The sequence below is a fragment of the Pseudomonas sp. LAIL14HWK12:I10 genome, assembly GCF_900184205.1.
GTDB lineage: Bacteria > Pseudomonadota > Gammaproteobacteria > Pseudomonadales > Pseudomonadaceae > Aquipseudomonas > Aquipseudomonas kermanshahensis.
The window spans coordinates 1-19,896 of record NZ_FXWU01000020.1 but is presented as its reverse complement, the minus strand read 5'-3'; the positions used below and the strand labels follow the sequence as shown (position 1 = coordinate 19,896).

Sequence of the window (19,896 nt, the reverse complement as noted above, 5' to 3'; positions counted from 1 at the left end):
CATGCTTGCGACCTTGACCGCTTTCGTCATCACTTCGGCCGCCCGGCTGATCACTGGCGCCCGTGCGTTATGGCTCGGCTGCACACCGCAGCCGGTGCAACGCCTGTACTTCGCCAACCACAGCAGCCACGGCGACTTCGTGCTGCTCTGGGCCTCGCTGCCAGAACCTTTGCGCAGGCGCACCCGCCCGGTGGCCGGGGCCGACTACTGGGCGAAGCCCGGTATTCGCGACTTTCTCATCCGCAAGGTGTTCAACGGCGTCTTGATCGACCGCCAGCGCGCAGAAGGCCAAGGCAGCCCCCTGCAGCCGATTCTTGAGGCCGTGGCCCAGGGCGATTCGTTAATCTTCTTCCCGGAAGGCACCCGCAACCTGGGCGACGAGCCGCTCATGCCATTCAGAAGCGGCCTTTACCATTTGGCTGCGGCCAACCCCGACGTCGAGCTGGTGCCGGTGTGGATCGCCAACCTCAACCGGGTCATGCCCAAGGGCCGCGCCCTGCCATTGCCGCTGCTGTGCACGCTGAGCTTTGGCGAACCTCTCCACCTGCTGGCTGATGAAAACAAGCAGGCCTTTCTCGAGCGGGCCAGCCAGGCCCTGCTGAACCTGGCGCCGAAGGATGCCTGACATGGACGACAATACCCTTTCGCTGTTCGCCGGCATCGGCGCCCTGCTGCTGCTCGCCAGCGTGATCGGCCGCCTGCTCAAGTGGCGTGCCGGCCCCGCGCCGCATGCGGTGATCGACAACCTCAACGCCCGCATCAACGCCTGGTGGGTGATGGTGCTGGTGATCGGCATCGCCTTCCTGTTCGGCAAGTACGGCGTGATCGTGCTGTTCTACGGCGTGTCGTTTTATGCGCTGCGCGAGTTCATGACCCTCACCCCGACCCGGCGCAGCGACTACCCGGCGTTGGTGGCGGCGTTCTATGTGGCGCTGCCGGTGCAGTACGTGCTGATCGCCATGGACTGGTATGGCTTGTTCAGTATTTTCATCCCGGTGTATCTCTTTTTGCTGCTGCCGATCCTTGCCAGTTTCGGCGGCGACACTACGCGCTTTCTCGAGCGCGCATCAAAGGTGCAATGGGGGCTGATGATCGCGGTGTATTGCGTGTCTTCGGTGCCCGCGCTGATGACCCTCGACATCCCCGGGTTCGAGGGCCGCAACCTGCTGCTGATCGCCTGGCTGATCCTCGTGGTGCAAATCAGCGACGTGCTGCAATACGTGTGCGGCAAGCTGTTCGGCAAACGCAAGGTGGCGCCCAACCTGTCGCCCTCGAAAACCCTCGAAGGCCTCGTCGGTGGCGTGGCACTGGCCACACTGATCGGCGCCCTGCTGTGCTGGATCACCCCATTCAACTTCTGGCAGGCGGCACTGATGGCCCTGACCGTGAACGCCATGGGCTTCTTCGGCGGGCTGGTCATGTCGGCGATCAAGCGTGACCGCGGGGTGAAAGACTGGGGGCACATGATCGAAGGCCACGGCGGCATGCTCGACCGGATGGACTCGGTGTGCTTTGCGGCGCCGGTGTTTTTCCACTTTGTGCGGTATTGGTGGGCTTGAGACGTGGCCATGCAACTGTCTCCCCCACCTTAGATCAGTGCGCGATTGCCAGCTCTCGCAACGCTGCCGATGCTAGAAACCTGCGTGATACCCCCCTGGGGTATCACTTGAGATAAGACCGCAACAACGCCGCTACCTTGTCCGCCTCTTCCTGCCGTTCTTCAGAGCTCAACCCATCCGCGACAAGGTGCTCACGGATGTGGCCTTCCATCACCTCCGCCATCAACCCGTTTACCGCACCGCGCACGGCGGCGATCTGCTGCAGGATCGCAAGGCAATCCTTGTCCTGCTCCAGCGCGGTCTCCAAGGCGGCCGCCTGGCCCTTGATCTTTCGCACGCGGGTCAGCAGCTGCTTCTTGCTCTTCTGGATATGTGCCATTCGCTTCCACACCAAACTAGGTATACTGGGGTATAGTATATTTTTCGACGTTCCGGGAGCATGATAAACCATGGCGACGCAAACCTCAGGCCGCTGGCAGCACAGTCATCAGTTCCACACCAGCAACCTCGGGGCCGAGCGCAAGACGCGCCTGGCGGTATGGCTGACGGCTGTGATGATGGTGGCGGAAATAGCGGGCGGCTGGTTCTTCAATTCCATGGCGCTGCTCGCCGACGGCTGGCACATGAGCTCCCACGCACTGGCGCTTGGCTTGTCGCTACTGGCCTATGCCGCTGCCCGGCGTTATGCGGCTGACAAACGTTTCGCCTTTGGCACTTGGAAAATCGAGATTCTCGGAGGTTACACCAGCGCCCTACTGCTGCTCGGCGTCGCTGGCCTGATGGTGTTTCAGTCCGCAGAACGCTTGCTGGCGCCAGGGCCGATCCACTATGACGAGGCGATTTTCGTCGCTGTCGTGGGCCTGGCCGTGAACCTGCTTTGCGCCTGGCTGCTACGTGACGACCACGCGCATCATGAACATGGCCACGCGCATCATCACAGCCATGACCATCACCACGACTTGAACCTTCGCTCTGCCTACCTGCATGTGATCGCCGACGCTGCCACTTCGGTACTGGCGATCATCGCCCTGTTAGCGGGCAAATTCTGGGGCGCTGCCTGGCTCGACCCGGTAATGGGCCTGGTCGGCGCGCTGCTGGTGGCGCTGTGGGCCCGCAGCCTCCTGTGCGATACCAGCCGCGTGCTGCTGGATGCCGAAATGGATGCGCCAGTGGTCAAGGAGATCCGCGAGGTGGTCGCTCAATTGCCAGTATCGGCCAGCATCACCGACCTGCATGTATGGCGCGTTGGCAAGGACCAGTACGCCTGCATTCTGAGCCTTGCCACTTGTGGCGCACTGGACGCTGACAGTGTCCGACAGGCCCTGGGCGTACATGAAGAACTGGCCCATGTGACCGTCGAGGTAAATGCCCTGGCATAGCGCGGCCAGACAGCTAAACGTCGAGCCCAGGCAACTGCGGCGCGGCCAATGGCCCTATGGTGTCGAGTCATTCAGCCAGTCACCAGGAGTTGTGCCATGTCCGATTTCATCACCGTCCTGCGCGAAACCTGCCCGACGCCGGTCGTGGACGCCACCAAGTGGAAGCGCATCGGCGGCGATCCGCACACCGTCAACCTGAACGCCTACCTGTCGGCCGACGGCAGCAAGATCATGGGTACCTGGATCTGCACCCCGGGCAAGTTCGAGGTCAACTATGACAAGTGGGAGTTCTGCCACTTCCTCGACGGCTACTGCATCATCACCCCGGAAGGCGAAGAGCCGAAGCACCTGAAGGCCGGTGATGTATTCGTGATCGAACCTGGTATGAAAGGCACCTGGGAAGTGGTCGAAACCGTGCGCAAGTACTTCGTGTTCGCCTGATTCCTTAGGCTGCAAATCCCCCTGTAGGAGCAGCCTTGCGCTGCGAAAGGGCCAAACCAGGCATAGCAATTGTGTTGCCTTGGCTGGCCTCTTCGCAGCACAAGGCTGCTCCTACAAGAGGCATTCAAGCCTGCACGTTCAGGGCAAAAAAAATCGCGGAGCAGGTGCCCTTCCCTCTGGTGCGCAGTTACAGAGGGAAGGCCGCCTGGCCCGCGATGAAGTACACCTCGCTCGTCAATCCTGCTTGCGGTACCCCTCGACGATGGCCGAGAAGTCTTTACCACCCTCCCCGCGCAGGCTCATTGCCTGATACAGCTGCTGTGCCACGGCACCTAGAATCACCGGCTGGTGCGCCTGGCGTGCAGCTTCGGTAGCCAGCCCCAAGTCCTTGAGCATCAATTCGGCGCCAAAGCCGCCGGTGTAACCGCGTGAAGCTGGTGCGGTCTCGATGATGCCGGGCCACGGGTTGTACGTGTCTGAACTCCAGCAACGCCCGGTCGAGCTGTTGATGATGCCGGCCAGCACTTTGGTGTCGATGCCCAGTGCGTTACCCAGGGCCATGGCCTCTGACACGCCGATCATCGAGATGCCCAGCAGCAGGTTGTTGCAGATCTTGGCGATCTGCCCTGTGCCGACCTCACCACAGTGCACGATGTTGCGGCCCATCTGCTCCAGCACCGGTTTGAGCGTGGCAAACAGCTCGGCACTGGCACCGACCATGAAGGTCAGGGTGCCGGCCGCCGCGCCGCCCGTACCACCGGACACCGGCGCATCGCCCATGTCGACGCCTTTGGCCGCTGCGGCCTTGGACACCTCGCGGGCGGTCTGCGGGTCGATGGTGCTGCAGTCCACGGTCGGCGTGCCGGGGCGTATGCCCGCCAGCACGCCATCATCGTTCAGATAGACGCTGCGCACATGGGCTGCGGCCGGCAGCATGGTGATCACCAGCTCACTGTTGGCCGCCGCCTCCTTGGGTGACGGGCTGACCTGCCCGCCCAGTTCGGCGAGCTCGGCCAGCACAGTCTTGTTCAAGTCAAACAGGTTCAGCTGATGCCCGGCCTTGATCAGGTTGCGGGCCATGGGCGCGCCCATGTTGCCCAGGCCGATGAATGCAATACGCATGGCGAACTCCTTAGCGCAGGCTGATGGTGGTGTTCACACCGTCATTGACGCTGTCGTCATCGAACCAGCGGGCGGTGACGGTCTTGGTCTGAGTGTAGAACTGCACCACTTGCTTGCCGTAAGGGCCGAGATCACCCAGCTTGGAGCCGCGCGAGCCGGTGAAGCTGAAGAACGGTACCGGTACCGGGATCGGGATATTGATGCCGACCTGGCCGATGTCGATTTCGCTCTGGAACTTGCGTGCAGCCGCGCCGCTCTGGGTGAACAGGCCGGTGCCGTTGCCGAACGGGTTGCTGTTGACCAGGGCGATCGCTTCATCGAGGGTGTCGACTTCCAAGGTCACCAGCACCGGGCCGAAGATTTCCTGGGTGTAGACCTGCATGTCGGTTTTAACCCCAGAGAACAGGGTCGGGCCAACGAAGTTACCTTGCTCATAGCCCGGCACCGTGACGCCGCGGCCATCGAGTTCGAGCTTGGCGCCTTCCTTGATGCCGCTTTCGATCAAGCCCAGTACCCGCTCCTTGGCCCGCTTGGATACCACCGGCCCGACATCGGTGCCCGGCTCGGAGCCGGCATTGACCTTGAGCTTGCTCGCGGCCTCTTTGATGTCCGGCAGCCACTCGCGGGCCTTGCCCACCAGCACCGCCACGGAGGTTGCCATGCAGCGCTGGCCGGCAGCGCCAAAGGCCGCGCCGACCAGGGCGTTGACGGTTTGGGTGCGGTTAGCGTCAGGCAGCACCACGGCGTGGTTCTTCGCGCCCATCATCGACTGCACGCGCTTGCCGTGCTGGCTGCCCAGGTTGTAGACGTGGGTGCCCACTTCGGTAGAGCCGACGAACGAGATCGCCTTGATGTCTTGATGGGTGCAGATCGCATCCACTACCTGCTTGCCGCCATGCACCACGTTGAGCACACCGGCCGGCACGCCGGCTTCCAGCGCCAGCTCCACCAGCATCATGGTCGACAGTGGGTCCTGCTCGGAAGGCTTGAGCACGAAGGTGTTGCCGCAGACGATGGCCATGGGGAACATCCACAGCGGGATCATGGCCGGGAAGTTGAACGGGGTGATGCCCGCGCACACGCCGATCGGCTGGCGCAAGGTGTAGGTGTCGACGCCGCCGGCAACGTTCTCGGCGAACTCGCCCATCTGCAGGGTGCCGATCGAAGCGGCGTGCTCGACCACTTCCAGGCCGCGGAAGATGTCGCCTTCGGCATCGGCGAGGGTTTTACCCTGCTCGGCGCTGAGGGTTTGGGCGATGCGTTTGGTGTGTTCGCGGATCAGCGCCTGCAGCTTGAGCATGATGCGCATGCGCGCGCCGATTGGGGTGTCACGCCAGGTCTTGAAGGCGCGATGGGCAGCGGCCACGGCAGCGTCGACTTCCTCGACGGTGGCGAACGGCACCCGCGCCAACACCTCTTGGGTGGCCGGGTTGACGATGTCGCGCCATTCGGTGGTCTTGGATTCGACCCATTGGCCATCGATCAGCAGCTTGACCTGCGCGACCTTGGTCTGGTCGGGGGATTGAGGTGCGTTCATCTGGGTTCTCCTTGGAATTATTGTCGGGTCGAGATCGCCAGCGCCGTGCAAACGCGAGGTGGCGTCCTGGGGCTTTTTTCGAGTATAGATGTGCAAACATCCAACAAGAACGCACAAAAAAACCGGATCATCATGCAAAAAGACCTCACATCCCTGAGCGCGCTCAACTGGGACGACCTGAAGTTCTTCCTCGAAGTGGCCCGCACCCGCAAAGCCAGTAGCGCCGCCAAGCGCCTGAGCGTCGACTACACCACGGTGTCACGGCGCATCACCTCGCTGGAGGGTGCGCTGGGCACGTTGTTGTTCGAAAAATCCCGGACCAACGGCTTCGTCCTGACCGCCGAAGGCCAGCGCCTGCTGGGCTATGCCGAGTCGATCGAAAGCACTCTGCACATGGCGTGCGAGCAGGTTTCGGGGTCGGGCGTGGCGTTGTCGGGGCATGTGCGCATGGGCTGCACCGAAGGCTTTGGCAGCTTCTTCGTCACGCCGCAACTCAGCCACTTCGTCGATGCGTATCCGGCCATTTCGGTGGACATCTTGCCGTTGCCGCACTTCATCAGCCTGTCCAAGCGCGAGGCGGATATCGTCATCGCCCTGGAACGGCCTGAACACGGCCCTTATGTGTGCTGCAAGCTGTGCGACTACCGGCTGCGGCTGTACGCAACCCAGACATACCTGGATAACCACGCGCCGATTCGGCAGGTCGGGGACTTGGCGAAGCACCCGTTCATTAGTTATGTGGATGACCTGGCGTTCAGTTCGGAGCTGTTGTACCTGGCCAACCTGATTCCCAATGCCAATGCGCATTTGCGCAGTACCAGCGTGATTGCCCAGTACACCGCGGCATTGCAGGGGCGTGGGCTGGCAATCTTGCCGTGTTTTCTGGCCGCGCAGGACCCGCGGCTGGTGACGGTGTTACCGAAAGAGATCGAGGTGACGCGGCAGTTCTGGATGTATTGCCGGGAGGACTTGAGGAAGCTGAAGCGGATAACCCTGTTGTGGGATTACATTCGCGAGGTGACCGAGGCGAATGCGCCTTTGTTGATGGGCGATACGCGCGAAATGCGGTTTGCTCAGGGGTAGATCGACAAGGAGTCAGGGGTGCCCCATCCTAACCAGTATTAGGCTCTATACGAAAGTTTTGTGGGAGCGGGCTTGCCCCGCGATGGAGTGCGAAGCGCTCCTCTACCCGATATCAAATAGTGCAAAGACGCCGCGAATTCAGCTTTGCTGCCGCGTTGCGGCAGATCGCGGGGCAAGCCCGCTCCCACAACGACGGATGACCATACTTTTCGTACAAAACCTAACAGGGGGTTTGTAAAAAAAGCCGGTACACAACTTGTAACAATTGCCACCCGAAGCCACATCAAGGCTCCATGGTTAGCATATCGTTAACAAAACACCCTATTTTTATGCAGTCCCGTTATAGGTTATCGAGATATATACCGAACTTAACCGAAAGTGCATAGTTGATTTCATAAAAACAATAGTGCAGCCTATGTGTGTCAGTAGATCGCGTACTGATACTAACCAAAAGAGAAGAAGAGCAATGACTACGATTGCCGACGTCGCTGTGTTTGTTAATGAAAACTTTATCTTCCAGAAGTCCGCTGCGGTGCTTGCGGTGGCTTATTTCATGCTGATGCAGTTTGAGGGTTATCGCAGCCGCAAGCGTGGCTGAGAGTAAACAGTAAACGGAAACCCGCTTCGGCGGGTTTCTTGTTATTGCGACATTTCTCTCTTGACCCAGTCGACAGTGGCGAATGCCCCGCTGTCGATGGGCGAGACCCGCGAAATGCGGTTTGCTCAGGGCTGATGCGACCCTCAGCCACAGCCCCGTACAGGGTGGGTCTGTTCAGTAGGACGCCACGATGATCGATACGCGTCGATTTTCGGTGCGCCCGGCGCTGCTGCGGTTGTCCGCCACCGGCTGGGTGCTGCCCAGGCCGCGGGTCTGGATGTTCTGCGCGGGCATGCCGACCCCGATCAGCGTTCTGGCCACGCTCTGTGCGCGGCGCTCGGACAATTGCTGGTTATAGGTGGCCCTGCCCGACGCATCCGCGTGGCCATCCACCCGCACGCGTTGGAGACCTACGCCCAGCAACGCTTTGCCAATTCGCTCGACGATCGCCTGGCTCTGGCCATTGAGGCTGTCCAGGTCACTGCCAAACAGTACCTTGCCGGACAGGTCAAACGCCCAACCTTCATCAGTCGGGGCAAAACCTTCACGCTTGAGCACAGCGATTTGCTCAGCAGTTAGCCCCTTGGGTGTGGTCTGGCAACCGGTAAGCGCCAGCATGGCGAGCAATAACGCCCAAAGGGGAAAACGCAAACGATGAATCACGGGTTCAACTCCTGTTCTTGATTTCGGTGGCGGACCGTTCCGTCTGCGCCACTTGCCAATGACCACGGTGCTTACGCTTGGCCTGGTACATTGCCGCATCGGCGGCGTCGAGAAGGCTGGCAGGGTCAGTGCCATCCTGGGGGTAAAAGGCGATGCCGACACTCAGCGAGGTGGCAATGCTGCTGCCACTGTCCAGCTGTACCGGCAGTTTCATGCTGGCGACGATTTTCTCGGCGATGAGTTCGGCGTCTGAGCGGGACTGCAGCGGTGTCAGCAACACCGCGAACTCGTCGCCGCCCAGGCGCGCCACCAGGTCATGCTCACGCAGTTGGGCGCGAATGCGGTCGGCCACGCTGATCAGCACTTCATCGCCCACGGCATGGCCGAGGCTGTCGTTGATCTGCTTGAAGTGGTCACTGTCGAGGAACAGCAGCGCCAGATGATCCTGCTGCCGCGCAGCGTTGCGCAGGCTGCGGCTAAGGCGGCCTTCGAAAAAGGCGCGGTTGGGCAGGCCGGTCAGGCTGTCGTGGCTGGCCTGGTGAGCGAGGGTCTGGTTTTCGCTCTGCAGGTGGCTGTGCCACACCTCAAGTTCATCGAGCAAGGCGTTGAAGTCGTTACTCAGCTCGTTGAGCTCGGCGATCGGGGCTTCTGGCACGCGGCGGTCGAAACGACGTTCACGGCGGGCTGCATGGGCAACGCTGGCCAGGGCGCGCAATGGGCGAACGATGTCGCCGAGCAGGCGCCGCGACAAATACAGGGCGATGACGGCGCTGAGTACCATGCACAACAGGATCCCGCCCAACCCGCCGAGCAGGAACAACAACAGGCTACGGCCTTGGCCAATCAGTTCGATATGCCCGACCTTCTGCTGCTGGTGAATGATCGGCAGGTTGACCGGCTCGTCCAGCAGCGCGGTGGCGACCTGGCTTTCCAGGTGCGCGAGCATGCCGCTGTCATTGCGTTGCCAGTGGGCCAGTTGCTCGCCTTCATTGTTAAAGACCTTGGCGTCGGCCACCTCTTCGGTACTGGCAATCAGTGCCAGTGCCTCACTGGCCGCAACGCTATCGTCGAATACCACGGCGGCTTCGACGGTGTAGGTGATCGAGCGGGCGATAAGGTGCAGGTTGTGGTTGGCATAGACCTGCAGGGCAAGCACGCCCAGCACGGTCAGCGAAATACCGACCAGGCCCACGGCGAGCAGAGCGACACTGAGGTGCCCACGGCCGAGCACCGAACGCAGGGTCGGGCGAATACGCCTGTTGGTCGTTTTCATGGCTGCACACCTCGGCGCCGCGACAATTGCAGCACACTGGGGTGGATGCGTACGCCGGAACGGGCCACGGAATCGAGGTTCACTTCAAAGGCGACCTGCTGGTCGCTGACCCGCAGGCAGAACAGGCTGCCGACCGTACACGGGTCGTCGGCCTCGCTGATGCTCAGCACCGGATGACCGCTGACACGCTGGAACAAGCGGTCGCGCTGGCCCTGATCGAGTTTACCGATGTAGATGGCATCACAGGCCTGGGCAACCTGCACATCGTCAGCCAGCAGTCGACGCACCTGCAGCGGCCGCCCGGACTCTTGCACATGGCCCTTGATCAGGTCGTCTGCGTATTCGGTGGGGCCGATCAGGCACAGGCGCAGGGGCGTAGGCTCGACGGGCCAGCGGGCGTAACTGAGGATGCCCAACACCACCTGGGTGACAGCCTTGGCACGTTGCTGGGCCTGCACAGCGGTTGCTGAGGTTTCCGCCCAGGCAGGGCCTGCCAGTAGTAACAGGACCGCCAGCAACAGCGAAAGCGTACAGCGCGTCACTCGCCTTCCGGCCACGGTCATGTGGGAAATCTCTCGAAGTCCTTTCAGATGTTGGCGCAACGATAGCACATGGCCGCCAATCGTACCTGGCGGCCAGTGTCAGACCTGTTCGAGCATCAGGCCGGAAATGCGCCGCACCTTGCGCGACACCGCCTCCTCGAAGATGCCCTGCCGTGGTTCGATCAGGCTGAAGCAATGCTTGGCCCGGGTGATGCCGGTGTACACAAGCTCTTTGGTCAGCACCGGGTTAAGGGCGTCCGGCAGCACCAGGGCGGTATGGCTGAACTCCGAGCCCTGGGACTTGTGCACCGTCATGGCGAACACGGTTTCCACTTCGTTAAGCCGGCTTGGCAAGACGAAACGTACCCCACCGTTGCCGTCGTTACGCGGGAAGGCAACCCGTAGCAGGGGCTCGCCCCGCTCGTCGGGCAGGCGCAAGGCGATGCCGATGTCGCCGTTCATCAGGCCCAGGCCATAATCGTTACGGGTCACCAGCACCGGCCGGCCCTCATACCAAGGCTGCTGAGCGTCGATCAGCCCGGCGTTGTGCAGCACCCGCGCCACCCGTTCGTTAAGGCCTTCGACACCCCATGCGCCCCTGCGTACCGCGCAGAGCAGCTGGAAGTCCTCGAAACTGTGCAGCACCTTGCTTGCCCATCGTTCCCAGAGCGGGTCATCGAACGCGGTTGCCGGAGCCGGCCGATAGCGGCCCAGTGTTCGAAGGTAGCTGCGATAGCCTTGAGGCCCTTCTGCGCCGCGGTTGAGGCCGTCGAGCAGTAGACGGTCGAAGGCTCGATCGTGTTCGTTCTTCAGCGCCAGGCCATTGACATCCGGCGGTGGCATCGCGAGCAGATTACGCGCCGCATGGGATTCCTGACGGTTGACCAGCCGCGCCAACCGGCCAATCCCGCTGCCTTCGCCGAAGCGCCGGGAGAAACGCAGCATCACTACCTGCTGGGCCAGCGGATTGCGCTGCGCATCACCGGCTTTGAGACCGCTGCCTTCCAGCGACTGGCCACCAATCTGCTCCAGCCACGCCTGGGTCGCGGGTGAGTAACAGCCCTCTTCGGCATCCCGGCACAGGTCGCCCAATACCGCCCCCGCCTCGACCGAGGCCAACTGGTCTTTGTCACCCAGCAGGATCAGCCGTGCGCGGGGTGGCAGGGCGTCGAGGAGGTTGGCCATCATCTCCAAGTCGATCATCGAGGCTTCGTCGACCACCAGCACGTCCAATGGCAACGGGTTGCCCGCGTGATGACGGAAATGCCGCGACCCGGGGCGGCTGCCCAGCAGCCGGTGCACGGTGCTGACCTCGGTGGGGATCTGCCCGCGCACGGCTGCGCTGACTTGCAGGCGCTCGACCTGCTGGCCAATGGATTCGGTCAAGCGCGCAGCGGCCTTGCCGGTCGGCGCGGCCAGGCGAATACGCAGAGGCCTGCCCTGCTCCACCGCCGGGGCCTGCAGCAAGGCCAGCAGACGCACCACCGTGGTGGTCTTGCCGGTGCCAGGGCCGCCGGTGATGATGCTGAAGCCGGCGCGGGTCGCCAGGGCGCACGCCAGCTTTTGCCAATCAACCTGACCGGCCAGGGCACCCGCGTCGAACAGCTGTGCCAGGCGCGCCGGCAAGTCGGCCGGTGCGGCTTCATCCTGGCTCAGGCGCTGGCGCAAGTTCTGGTCGATGCGCCGTTCGTAGTTCCAATAGCGGCGCAGGTACAGGCGCTCGCCGCTGAGCACCAGCGGCCGTGCCTGCTGGCCTGGCGTGTCGCCAGCGGCCACCAGTGGGCTGGCAGCGATGCGCTGGCGCCAGGCCAGAAGGTCCAGGTTTGCAAGCAGTTGCGAAGGCAGCAGCAAGGGGCCGATCAAGGCGTCGCCTTCTGGCGGCAGCGACAGCGCAAAGTCCGGTTCGGCCAGGGTTTGCTGCAAGTCCAGGCAGACATGGCCGTGGCCCAGCTGATGGCTCGCCAGGGCAGCCGCCAGCAATAGCAAGGGGTCGCTGCCCGGGGCACGCTCTTCGAGAAACGACACGAACGCGCGGTCGAGGGCTCGCAGCCAGCCACGCTCGACCCAACGGTCCAGCAGTTGCAGCAGGTCAGCGCTGACACGCTGCGGCGCCAGGGCCAGCAGGTGTTCGGCGTGCAGCGGCGTGGGCAGCAGGTCGGTGAGGGTTCGGCTCATGGTGCGGCTCCGGCAAACAGGTCCTGCTGTGCGGGTGCATGCTCGCCACGGAACAGCGCATCGAGGGCTTCGATCAGTGCCCGCGGCGGCTTGACGAAGTACACACCATGACCGCTGCTGTTGGCACCGCGCAGGAAGATGAACAGGGCGCCGCCGACATGGCGGTCGTAATCGTAGTCAGGCAGGCGGGCGCGCAGTTGGCGGTGCAGGGCCAGCAGGTAGAGCACGTACTGCAAGTCGTAACGATGCTCGAGGATGGCCTTTTCCATGGCCTGGCTGTCGTAGGACTGGATGTCCGGGCCCAGCCAGTTGGATTTGTAATCGGCCACGTAATAGCGCCCGTCCAGCTCGAACGCCAGGTCGATGAAGCCCTTGAACATGCCGTTGAGCAGCGTCGGCTGTGCCGCCGGCCGCGCCTGGCCTGGGTGCGTATAACGCGCCACCAGTTGATCGAGCTGTTCGGCGTCGACCTGATGGCTGGCGAACCAGAATTCCATTTCGATCTGGTAGTGACGCAGGTGCGCCAGGGTGAGGCTTACGTCGTTGGCAAGGACAGGCAGCGGTTCGTTCAGCAACTGGCGCAGCCACGGCGTCAGCGTCGGGATCCAGCCGGTCCAGTCACGGCGATTGCAGCGCTGCCCGACCGTGCGCTCGATCAGCTCGGGGTTGCCGCTGACTTCGGCGAAGCCTTCTCGGCCGGCCCATTCCAGCAGGCCATGCAGGAAGGTGCCGGGGTTTGGCCCGCGTGGGAAGCGGTGGATATCCCCCCCTTCAGCCGGCACCTCGCGCAGCAGTTGCGCATCGAGGACTTCGTCATCCAGCAGCTGCTGAGCCTGTGAGCTGTCGGCACCGAGGGTCTGGTCACCGACGCGCAAGGCACTATAGGACGCAATCCACCAGTGCTCGGCGGCCGCTCGCCGGGGCTTGCGCGCAGGCAGCAGCTCACGTTCGGCATGTGGCGTGCGGTACAGCTGCTCGTCGGCCAGCGGCAGCGGCGGGCACTCAATGTACGGGCAGCTTGATGCCAACGCCTGCAGCCAGTCCGCCAATTGCCCGGACCCCGTCAACGCAAGGCCACCGCCAAGCAGGTAACCGAGGGCTGAGCGGTGCAGTTGCGAGCTCTTCTGGTTGCCGCGCTTGAGGTCGGCGACGCCAAGCCAGCAGGCATGCTGGGCGCGGGTCAGGGCCACGTAGAGCAGACGCAGGTCTTCGGCCAGGCGCTCGTCGTCGGCGCGGGCGATCTGTTCCTGGTCAGGGGTTAACGTCAGGTGCGCGTTGCCTTGGCTGTCATGCCAGGCCAAGGGCAGGCGGGTACCGTCCACGGGCTTGCTGGTGCAGATGAACGGCAAGTAGACCAAGGGGTATTCGAGGCCCTTGGACTTGTGGATGGTCACCACTTTGACCAGTTGCTCATCGCTCTCCAGCCGCAGGATCTGTTCTTCACCGGCCTGACCGGAGCTGGCCAGGTGTTCGGCCAGGTGACGAATCAACGCTTGCTCGCCATCAAGCTCGCCCGCCGCCTGTTGCAACAGCTCGGCCAGGTGCAGCAGGTTGGTTAGCACACGCTCGCCGTCACTGCGGGCGATGAGCGTGCGCGGCAACTGGAAGTCGTGCAGCAGGTGGCGCAGCATCGGCAGCACGCCTTGGCGCTGCCAGGTATCGCGATAGCGCCGAAAACGCATGACCCAGTCTTCCCACACCCGTTCGTCCTGGTTCAGCTTGTCCAGCGCCGCCAGTGACAGGTTGAGCGTAAGGCTGGCCAGCGCGGCCTTGAGCAGGCGCTCCGAATCCGGCTCGGCGCAGGCCTTGAGCCAGGCCAGCAGGTCATGCGCCTCTTGGGCGGCGAACACCGAGTCCTTGTCGGACAGGTACACGCTGCGCACCTCACGCGCGGCCAGTTCGGCACGGACCATCTGTGCCTCGTGGCCGTCGCGCACGAGAATGGCGATATCCGAAGGCAGGCAGGGGCGCAGTTCACCTTCGCCGTTGCGGAAACCCGCCGTACCCTGCTGCCCACCGTTGAGCAAGGCGACGATATGGCTGGCGCAGCTGGCAGCCAGGTGCTGGCGGTAAACGCTGCTCGATACCGGCTCTTCGCTCTGCAGGTGCCAGCATTGCAGGGCTGCACTTGGCTGGCCGTCCACCAGCAGGTGCTCGCTACGGCCTTTGGCGCGGACCTCGATGAAGGGCAACGGGTTGTCTTGCGCTTCACGGAACAGAAACGCCCCTCGCCCCTGGCTTCGGGCCTCGGCCTGGAGAAACACCTGGTTTACCGCCGCGACCATGGCCTGGCTCGAACGGTAGTTGGTGTCCAGGCTGTGCAGACGCCCGGTGGTGGCGCGCCGGGCAGCGAGGTAGGTATAGATGTCGGCACCGCGGAAGGCATAGATCGCCTGCTTGGGGTCGCCAATCATGAACAGCCCGGTTTCAGGGCGGTTCTCGCTGATCTGGTAGATCCGCTCGAAAATCCCGTACTGGACCGGGTCGGTGTCCTGGAATTCGTCGATCAGCGCTACCGGGAACTGCTCACGAATCAACCCGGCTAGGCGCTCGCCGGCCTCACTGGCCAAGGCATGTTGCAGCCGCAGCAGCATGTCGTCGAAGCCCATCTCGGCGCGCCGGCGCTTTTCCACTTCGAAGCGCGCCGACACCCAGCCAGCAGCGTGTTCAAGCAACTGCGCATCCGGGCTGGCGAGGGCCTGCAACTGTTGCTGCAGCGTTTGCATGGCGTGCAGCCCGGGGTGATCGGGTGGCTCGCCAGACTTCCAGGCCTCGGCCATGCCCGCTGGCGTCAGGCGGGTGAAGCCGGTGCCAAGATCGAGCTCCACGGCCTGCTCGTCGCCGGCCCAGGCGCACAGCTTGTCGAACCAGGGTTCAAAATAGCGTGCCTGCATCTTGCGCCCGTCGGCCTGCTTGGCGGCCACGGCATCGCGGCAGATCTGCCGCAGTTCCTCGGCCCATTGTGCCCAGGGCGCCTTGAGCGCAGCCAACTGCTCGGTACGTTGCCCAAGCGCGGTTTGAATCAACGCTTCGGGCGCTTGCCCGTCCTGCTGTGCCCGTACCCGGCCGAACAGCGGGCGAATCCGCGGCAACAGCGCGTCGGGGCTGCCCCAATGCCCACGCACCCAGGCCAGGGCCTCACCTTGCATGCCATAGCAGAACCGGCGCCAGTAATCGCGCATGACCTGGCCCAGCAAATCGCTGTGATCGGTCTCGAGTGTCTGGGTGAACAGGCTGCCGCTGTCGAACGCGTGCTCGCGAAGCATGCGCTGGCACCAACCGTGGATGGTCGACACTGCGGCTTCGTCCATCCATTGCACGGCGATTTCCAGGCGGCTGGCACAACGTGGCCAAGCCTCTTGCGGGTAATCGTCGCGCAACTGGTGCAGCAGTGGGTCGGCAGCGTCAAGCTCGCCACGGAAGAACCGCGCCGCCTCGGCCAAGCGGGCGCGGATACGTTCGCGCAGCTCTTTGGTGGCGGCGTCGGTAAAGGTCACCACCAGAATCTGCGGGGGCAGCAGTTCACGGCCGAAGGCCTGTTCGCCCCCGTGCCCGAGGATGAGCCGCAGGTACAGCGCCGAGATGGTAAACGTCTTGCCGGTGCCGGCACTTGCTTCAATCAGCTGGCTGCCGTGCAAGGGGAAACTCAGTGCCAGGGGACGGTCCTGGGTCATGCGCCACTCTCCGGGTTGCCCAGGGCCTGCCAGGGTGCGTTGAACAAGGGGCGGTACAGGGTTTCGCACCAACCTTCAAAGGTTTCGTCGGCGGTGAGCGCGGCGAAGTCATGGAACTGCCGCGCCAGGGCGATGCTCTCGCTGCGCTCGCCAAAACTGTTGCGCTCATCGCCTTCATAGGCGCGAGCAGCCGCGGCCAGCGCTTTGTCGGCATCGTCTTGGGCCAGCCAGGCGAAGGCCGTTTTGGCGGCCACCGGCAGCGGCGCATTCATGGCGGCCTGGCGTGCAACCAACAGGTCGCCGAGCAATTGCGCCGCCTGGTCTTGCGGTAAAGGTGCGAGGAGCAAGGTCAGGTCACTGGCCACCAGCGCACTGTTCAGCGGATAACCCGCAGCGCAGGCAGCCAGGTGCATGACCCAGGGTGCGATCAACCGGTGCCATTTATAGTTGTTGCGCCCGGCACTGATGGTGTTCGGGACGGTGGTGATGCTTAGCAGGCTTTGATCATCAGCCTGGTACACCCGGCCTAGCCAGCCTTCCAGCCGGTGCGTGCCCTGTTCGTAATGCACAGGCAATGCGCCTTCGACCAGGTGTGGCCAACGCTGCAACAACTGACGATGACGTTGCAGCAGGTCTGGCAGCGGCTGAATCAGATCGGCCTGCAACAGTGCGCCAAAACCGGCAAGCGGCAACACGCCACACGCTTGCAGGCGGCGCGCCTGCACCTGCAAGGCCTGCTCGGCATTCGCCGGGTCGGCCAGCGCGGCATTCAATAGGGTTTCACTGGCGCTGTAGCGTTGCAGCGTATCGAGGACGAACGGCTCTTCATCCGGCGTCGGCGCCTCCAGGGCCTCGAAGAACACCTTCAGGCGCTGGCTGAAGAAGTGCCGCACCGGGTGGCGAAGAAAATCGTTCAGCTGCGTCAGGCTCAGTGCTTCGTCGTCGACGTAAGGAGGCAAAGCCGGCTCGACCTGCGTGGCGTCCTGCCCTTGCCGATGCAGCAGCTGCCATTCATGGGCGAAGCTGAACAACGGGCTGCCCTTCTGGAAGTAGCGCGGGCTGAACGGCTGCAGCGGGTGCTCCTGGGTCAAGGCGTGCAGCAAGCGCTCATCCGGCCCTTGGCCTGGCGCGTCATCTGCACCGGCCAAACGCCAGCCGGCAGCCACATGATCACGCAACTGGCCGATCAGCACCGAGGCCGGGCGCTCGCTGTTGTCGCGGATGCTGCGCCCGACCCAACTGACATAAAGCTGATCCCGTGCCGACAGCAGCGCTTCGAGCAACAGGTAACGGTCATCTTCACGGCGCGAGCGATCACCGGGGCGGTAGTCGCTGGCCATCAGGTCGAAGTCCAGCGGCTGCTGGGCGCGGGGGTAGTCACCATCGTTCATGCCCAGCAGGCAGACCACGCGGAACGGGATGGCGCGCATGGGCATGAGGGTGCAGAAGTTCACCGAACCCGCCAGAAAACGCTGGGACAGCTTGCCTTGGTCAAGCCCCGACAACCACGCTTCGCGGACCACCGTCAGCGGTAGCGCGTCTTGCAGGCCGACGGTTTCGCACACCTCCAGCCAGGCGTCGCGCAGGTCCTGCAACTGCATCAGCAAAAACTCGTCGTGCTCACCCTCAGCCAGGAAAAACACCTGCAGCAAGGCATTCAAGCGCTCGCCCCACTCGGTGACGGTCGCCGGCTGTGCCAGTGCCTGGCAGGCCACCTCAAGGGCGTCCAGCAGGGCTACCAAGGGGCCGATCAGTGCCGCATCGAGGCCACCGATTTCGTCATAGGGTTCAATGCCATCACACCCCTCACCCACACCTACGGCATAACCCAACAACATGCGCCGCAGGCCGAAACGCCAGCTGTTCTGTTCCAGGCCTTCAGGCAAGCCGAGGCTGGCCCGTTGCTCGGCGTTCAGGCCCCAGCGGATACCGGCACCTTCGATCCAGCGATGAAGCGTGGGCAAATCGCTTTCACGGATACCGAAGCGGGCCCGTACAGCAGGCACGTCCAGCAGGTCGAGCACTTCACTGACCGCAAAGCGGCTGTCTGGCAGCTTGAGCAGGTGCTCCAGGGCAATCAGCAAGGGCTCGCGACCGCGCTGGCCTTGGTCGGTTAGGGTGAATGGGATGTAGCGCGGGTCGTTGCGCTGCAATTGGCCGAACACGGCGCGGATATGGGGTGCATAAGTGTCGATTGCCGGCAGCATCACGATCACATCGCGCGGGCGCAGCGTAGGGTCGGCGCTGAAGCGGGCCAGTAACTGGTCGTGGAGAATTTCCACCTCGCGTTGCGGGCTGTGCGCGACATGGAAGCGCATCGAACGGTCCTGCGCCAGGTCGACTTGCGGCCAGCGTTCGCGGGTTTCGGCAAGTGGACGCAGTTCGAGGATGTCATCTTGCAGTTGGTTGAGCAGCGTGGTCGGCGAAGCTTCGCTGAACAGGTCGATGCGCCCTTCGCTGAATACGCCGCGGTAGCTGCCGGGGTCGTCATAGCTGTCGAGCAGGTTGATGTAATCACGACCCTGCTTGCCCCAGGCGGCCAGCAGCGGATGGGCATGCTGGTGTAGCGATTGGTCATCCAGCAGAAGCGGCATGCCTTGCTTGCGTTGTTGACGTTTGTACTGATGCCGCAGCAGGTCTTTGTCGGCGACGATATCGGCCCAGTGATGGCGACACGGGTTGTGAACGCAAAGCAGTACCTGGCTGAACCGGGCAAGCCCCGCCAAAGCCTCCAATGCTTGCGCTGGCAGGGAGGAGATACCGAACACGATCACGCGCGATGGCAGGCCGACAGGTGCCTGCTCCAGGCTGTTGATACGCTCGATGAACCGTTGATGCACACCTGCACGGCTTTGCGCCATGCCCTGCTCGCCGACATCGTCCAGCAGCGCCCGCCACAATTCGGCCTGCCAGCGATTGCCAGGGGGCAAAGGTTTACGCTCGCCACGGGCGGTATTAAGGATGTGCTCGCCGGCAGCCCAGTCCTTGAGCCAATCGGCTCGGTAGACTTGGTACTGGTCGAACAGGTCGGCCAGGCGCTCGGCAAGCTGGTAACGCTTGCGCAGGTCGCTATCGTCGATGAGAAAACGGCGCAGGGGCTCGAAATGCGGGCGCTCGATCAACGCCGGAAGCAAGCGCATGAGGCGCCAGGTCAACGGTGCTTTGTCGAGCAGGGAAACTTCGGGGATCTCATCGCGGCCCAGCACTCGCCGGTAAAGCTGCCACATGAAGCTACCAGGTAGCTGCACATCGATCGCGGCGGCAATACCACAGCCGCCTAGGTCCCCTTCTTCAGGGTCTTCAGCCAGCGCCAGTTTTAGCCACTGGGCGATGCCGTTGCTCTGCACCAGGGCGATTTCGTTTTCCAGTGGCGCTAACGGGTAACGGCGCATCCAGCTCACCACCAAGCTGCGCAAATCGTCGAGGCGGTTGCCATGTACGATCATGAAGCCGGGATGGAGGGCGGTGGTGTTGACCATTGAGCATTCCCTGGAAGCGGTGGGTTCTGATGCGGAACCATATCACGGGGCATGCCCGGGGTTATGGCGGGCATGGCGACAAATCTTTTCCAGCCCAAAAGACAAAACCCCTACCTGCTCGCGCAGATAGGGGTTTTGCGAAATGAATCTTGACGATGACCTACTCTCACATGGGGAAACCCCACACTACCATCGGCGATGCATCGTTTCACTACTGAGTTCGGGATGGGATCAGGTGGTTCCAATGCTCTATGGTCGTCAAGAAATTCTGTAGCCAGAATGTCCAGATGGACAGCCCAGCGAATTCGGATATGCGATTTTGTGGTTACGAACTTTCGGGTCTTTCGTCTTCACCACCGCAATCTGCGCTA

General features: G+C 62.9%; 15 protein-coding genes and 1 rRNA gene. 6 read left to right on the top strand and 10 right to left on the bottom strand.

The window, feature by feature from the left end:
- Position 1: 1 nt before the first annotated feature.
- Both QOS90_RS26485 and QOS90_RS26480 read left to right on the top strand, forming a co-directional pair.
- Positions 2–625, top strand: a complete 624-nt coding sequence (locus QOS90_RS26485) for a lysophospholipid acyltransferase family protein (RefSeq protein ID WP_027595452.1) — start codon at positions 2–4, stop codon at positions 623–625.
- 1 nt (position 626) lies between these two features.
- Positions 627–1,559: a phosphatidate cytidylyltransferase gene (locus tag QOS90_RS26480; RefSeq protein ID WP_027595453.1), complete on the top strand. Its 933-nt coding sequence runs from the start codon at positions 627–629 to the stop codon at positions 1,557–1,559.
- 103 nt (positions 1,560–1,662) lie between these two features.
- Here the strand turns inward: QOS90_RS26480 and QOS90_RS26475 are convergent, their stop codons facing one another.
- Positions 1,663–1,938 (bottom strand): metal/formaldehyde-sensitive transcriptional repressor, encoded by a 276-nt coding sequence (locus QOS90_RS26475; RefSeq protein ID WP_085273921.1) that lies wholly within the window; start codon positions 1,936–1,938, stop codon positions 1,663–1,665.
- A 70-nt stretch (positions 1,939–2,008) separates the two neighbouring features.
- Between QOS90_RS26475 and dmeF the strand changes: the two genes are divergently transcribed.
- A complete protein-coding gene (gene dmeF / locus QOS90_RS26470; protein ID WP_085273920.1) occupies positions 2,009–2,938 on the top strand; it encodes a CDF family Co(II)/Ni(II) efflux transporter DmeF in 930 nt (309 codons plus the stop codon).
- Between the two features lie 96 nt (positions 2,939–3,034).
- Positions 3,035–3,379, top strand: a complete 345-nt coding sequence (locus tag QOS90_RS26465; protein ID WP_003251579.1) for a cupin domain-containing protein — start codon at positions 3,035–3,037, stop codon at positions 3,377–3,379.
- Between the two features lie 234 nt (positions 3,380–3,613).
- On the opposite strand, the gene mmsB is transcribed toward QOS90_RS26465, so the two are convergent.
- Together mmsB and QOS90_RS26455 are read right to left on the bottom strand one after the other, a co-directional pair.
- A complete protein-coding gene (gene mmsB, locus QOS90_RS26460) occupies positions 3,614–4,501 on the bottom strand; it encodes a 3-hydroxyisobutyrate dehydrogenase (protein WP_027595454.1) in 888 nt (295 codons plus the stop codon).
- A gap of 10 nt (positions 4,502–4,511) precedes the next feature.
- Positions 4,512–6,038, bottom strand: coding sequence for a CoA-acylating methylmalonate-semialdehyde dehydrogenase (locus QOS90_RS26455; RefSeq protein ID WP_085273919.1), 1,527 nt, complete (start codon positions 6,036–6,038; stop codon positions 4,512–4,514).
- Between the two features lie 132 nt (positions 6,039–6,170).
- Between QOS90_RS26455 and QOS90_RS26450 the strand changes: the two genes are divergently transcribed.
- Positions 6,171–7,121: a LysR family transcriptional regulator gene (locus tag QOS90_RS26450; RefSeq protein ID WP_085273918.1), complete on the top strand. Its 951-nt coding sequence runs from the start codon at positions 6,171–6,173 to the stop codon at positions 7,119–7,121.
- A gap of 466 nt (positions 7,122–7,587) precedes the next feature.
- Entirely contained in the window at positions 7,588–7,719 is a 132-nt protein-coding gene (locus QOS90_RS26445; RefSeq protein WP_256577504.1) for a hypothetical protein, read from the top strand.
- Between the two features lie 174 nt (positions 7,720–7,893).
- Here QOS90_RS26445 and yfiB read toward each other — a convergent pair whose 3' ends face one another.
- The 7 genes from yfiB to rrf form a co-directional block, all read right to left on the bottom strand.
- Complete coding sequence (gene yfiB, locus QOS90_RS26440) at positions 7,894–8,382, bottom strand: outer membrane lipoprotein YfiB (RefSeq protein WP_027595459.1); 489 nt, start codon at positions 8,380–8,382, stop codon at positions 7,894–7,896.
- Between the two features lie 4 nt (positions 8,383–8,386).
- Positions 8,387–9,655 (bottom strand): diguanylate cyclase DgcN/YfiN, encoded by a 1,269-nt coding sequence (gene dgcN / locus QOS90_RS26435; RefSeq protein ID WP_085273917.1) that lies wholly within the window; start codon positions 9,653–9,655, stop codon positions 8,387–8,389.
- Positions 9,652–10,218: a regulatory sequestration protein YfiR gene (yfiR, locus tag QOS90_RS26430; RefSeq protein ID WP_085273916.1), complete on the bottom strand. Its 567-nt coding sequence runs from the start codon at positions 10,216–10,218 to the stop codon at positions 9,652–9,654. The genes dgcN and yfiR overlap by 4 nt, the downstream gene beginning before the upstream one ends.
- Before the next feature lie 78 nt (positions 10,219–10,296).
- Positions 10,297–12,372, bottom strand: coding sequence for an exodeoxyribonuclease V subunit alpha (recD, locus tag QOS90_RS26425; protein ID WP_085273915.1), 2,076 nt, complete (start codon positions 12,370–12,372; stop codon positions 10,297–10,299).
- Positions 12,369–16,046, bottom strand: coding sequence for an exodeoxyribonuclease V subunit beta (recB, locus tag QOS90_RS26420; RefSeq protein ID WP_085273914.1), 3,678 nt, complete (start codon positions 16,044–16,046; stop codon positions 12,369–12,371). The genes recD and recB overlap by 4 nt, the downstream gene beginning before the upstream one ends.
- Positions 16,043–19,525, bottom strand: a complete 3,483-nt coding sequence (gene recC / locus QOS90_RS26415; protein WP_085273913.1) for an exodeoxyribonuclease V subunit gamma — start codon at positions 19,523–19,525, stop codon at positions 16,043–16,045. Before recC ends, recB begins: the two co-directional genes overlap by 4 nt.
- A gap of 147 nt (positions 19,526–19,672) precedes the next feature.
- Positions 19,673–19,788: ribosomal RNA gene (gene rrf / locus QOS90_RS26410) — 5S ribosomal RNA — on the bottom strand.
- Between the last annotated feature and the right edge of the window lie 108 nt (positions 19,789–19,896).

Bases quoted from the DNA above. Each gene is read 5' to 3' on its own strand.
- QOS90_RS26445 (WP_256577504.1), top strand. From the start codon at position 7,588: ATGACTACGATTGCCGACGTCGCTGTGTTTGTTAATGAAAACTTTATC.
- QOS90_RS26450 (WP_085273918.1), top strand. From the start codon at position 6,171: ATGCAAAAAGACCTCACATCCCTGAGCGCGCTCAACTGGGACGACCTG.
- dmeF (WP_085273920.1), top strand. From the start codon at position 2,009: ATGGCGACGCAAACCTCAGGCCGCTGGCAGCACAGTCATCAGTTCCAC.
- dgcN (WP_085273917.1), bottom strand. From the start codon at position 9,655: ATGAAAACGACCAACAGGCGTATTCGCCCGACCCTGCGTTCGGTGCTC.
- QOS90_RS26485 (WP_027595452.1), top strand. From the start codon at position 2: ATGCTTGCGACCTTGACCGCTTTCGTCATCACTTCGGCCGCCCGGCTG.
- recD (WP_085273915.1), bottom strand. From the start codon at position 12,372: ATGAGCCGAACCCTCACCGACCTGCTGCCCACGCCGCTGCACGCCGAA.
- QOS90_RS26480 (WP_027595453.1), top strand. From the start codon at position 627: ATGGACGACAATACCCTTTCGCTGTTCGCCGGCATCGGCGCCCTGCTG.
- recB (WP_085273914.1), bottom strand. From the start codon at position 16,046: ATGACCCAGGACCGTCCCCTGGCACTGAGTTTCCCCTTGCACGGCAGC.
- QOS90_RS26475 (WP_085273921.1), bottom strand. From the start codon at position 1,938: ATGGCACATATCCAGAAGAGCAAGAAGCAGCTGCTGACCCGCGTGCGA.
- QOS90_RS26465 (WP_003251579.1), top strand. From the start codon at position 3,035: ATGTCCGATTTCATCACCGTCCTGCGCGAAACCTGCCCGACGCCGGTC.
- mmsB (WP_027595454.1), bottom strand. From the start codon at position 4,501: ATGCGTATTGCATTCATCGGCCTGGGCAACATGGGCGCGCCCATGGCC.
- QOS90_RS26455 (WP_085273919.1), bottom strand. From the start codon at position 6,038: ATGAACGCACCTCAATCCCCCGACCAGACCAAGGTCGCGCAGGTCAAG.
- yfiR (WP_085273916.1), bottom strand. From the start codon at position 10,218: ATGACCGTGGCCGGAAGGCGAGTGACGCGCTGTACGCTTTCGCTGTTG.
- recC (WP_085273913.1), bottom strand. From the start codon at position 19,525: ATGGTCAACACCACCGCCCTCCATCCCGGCTTCATGATCGTACATGGC.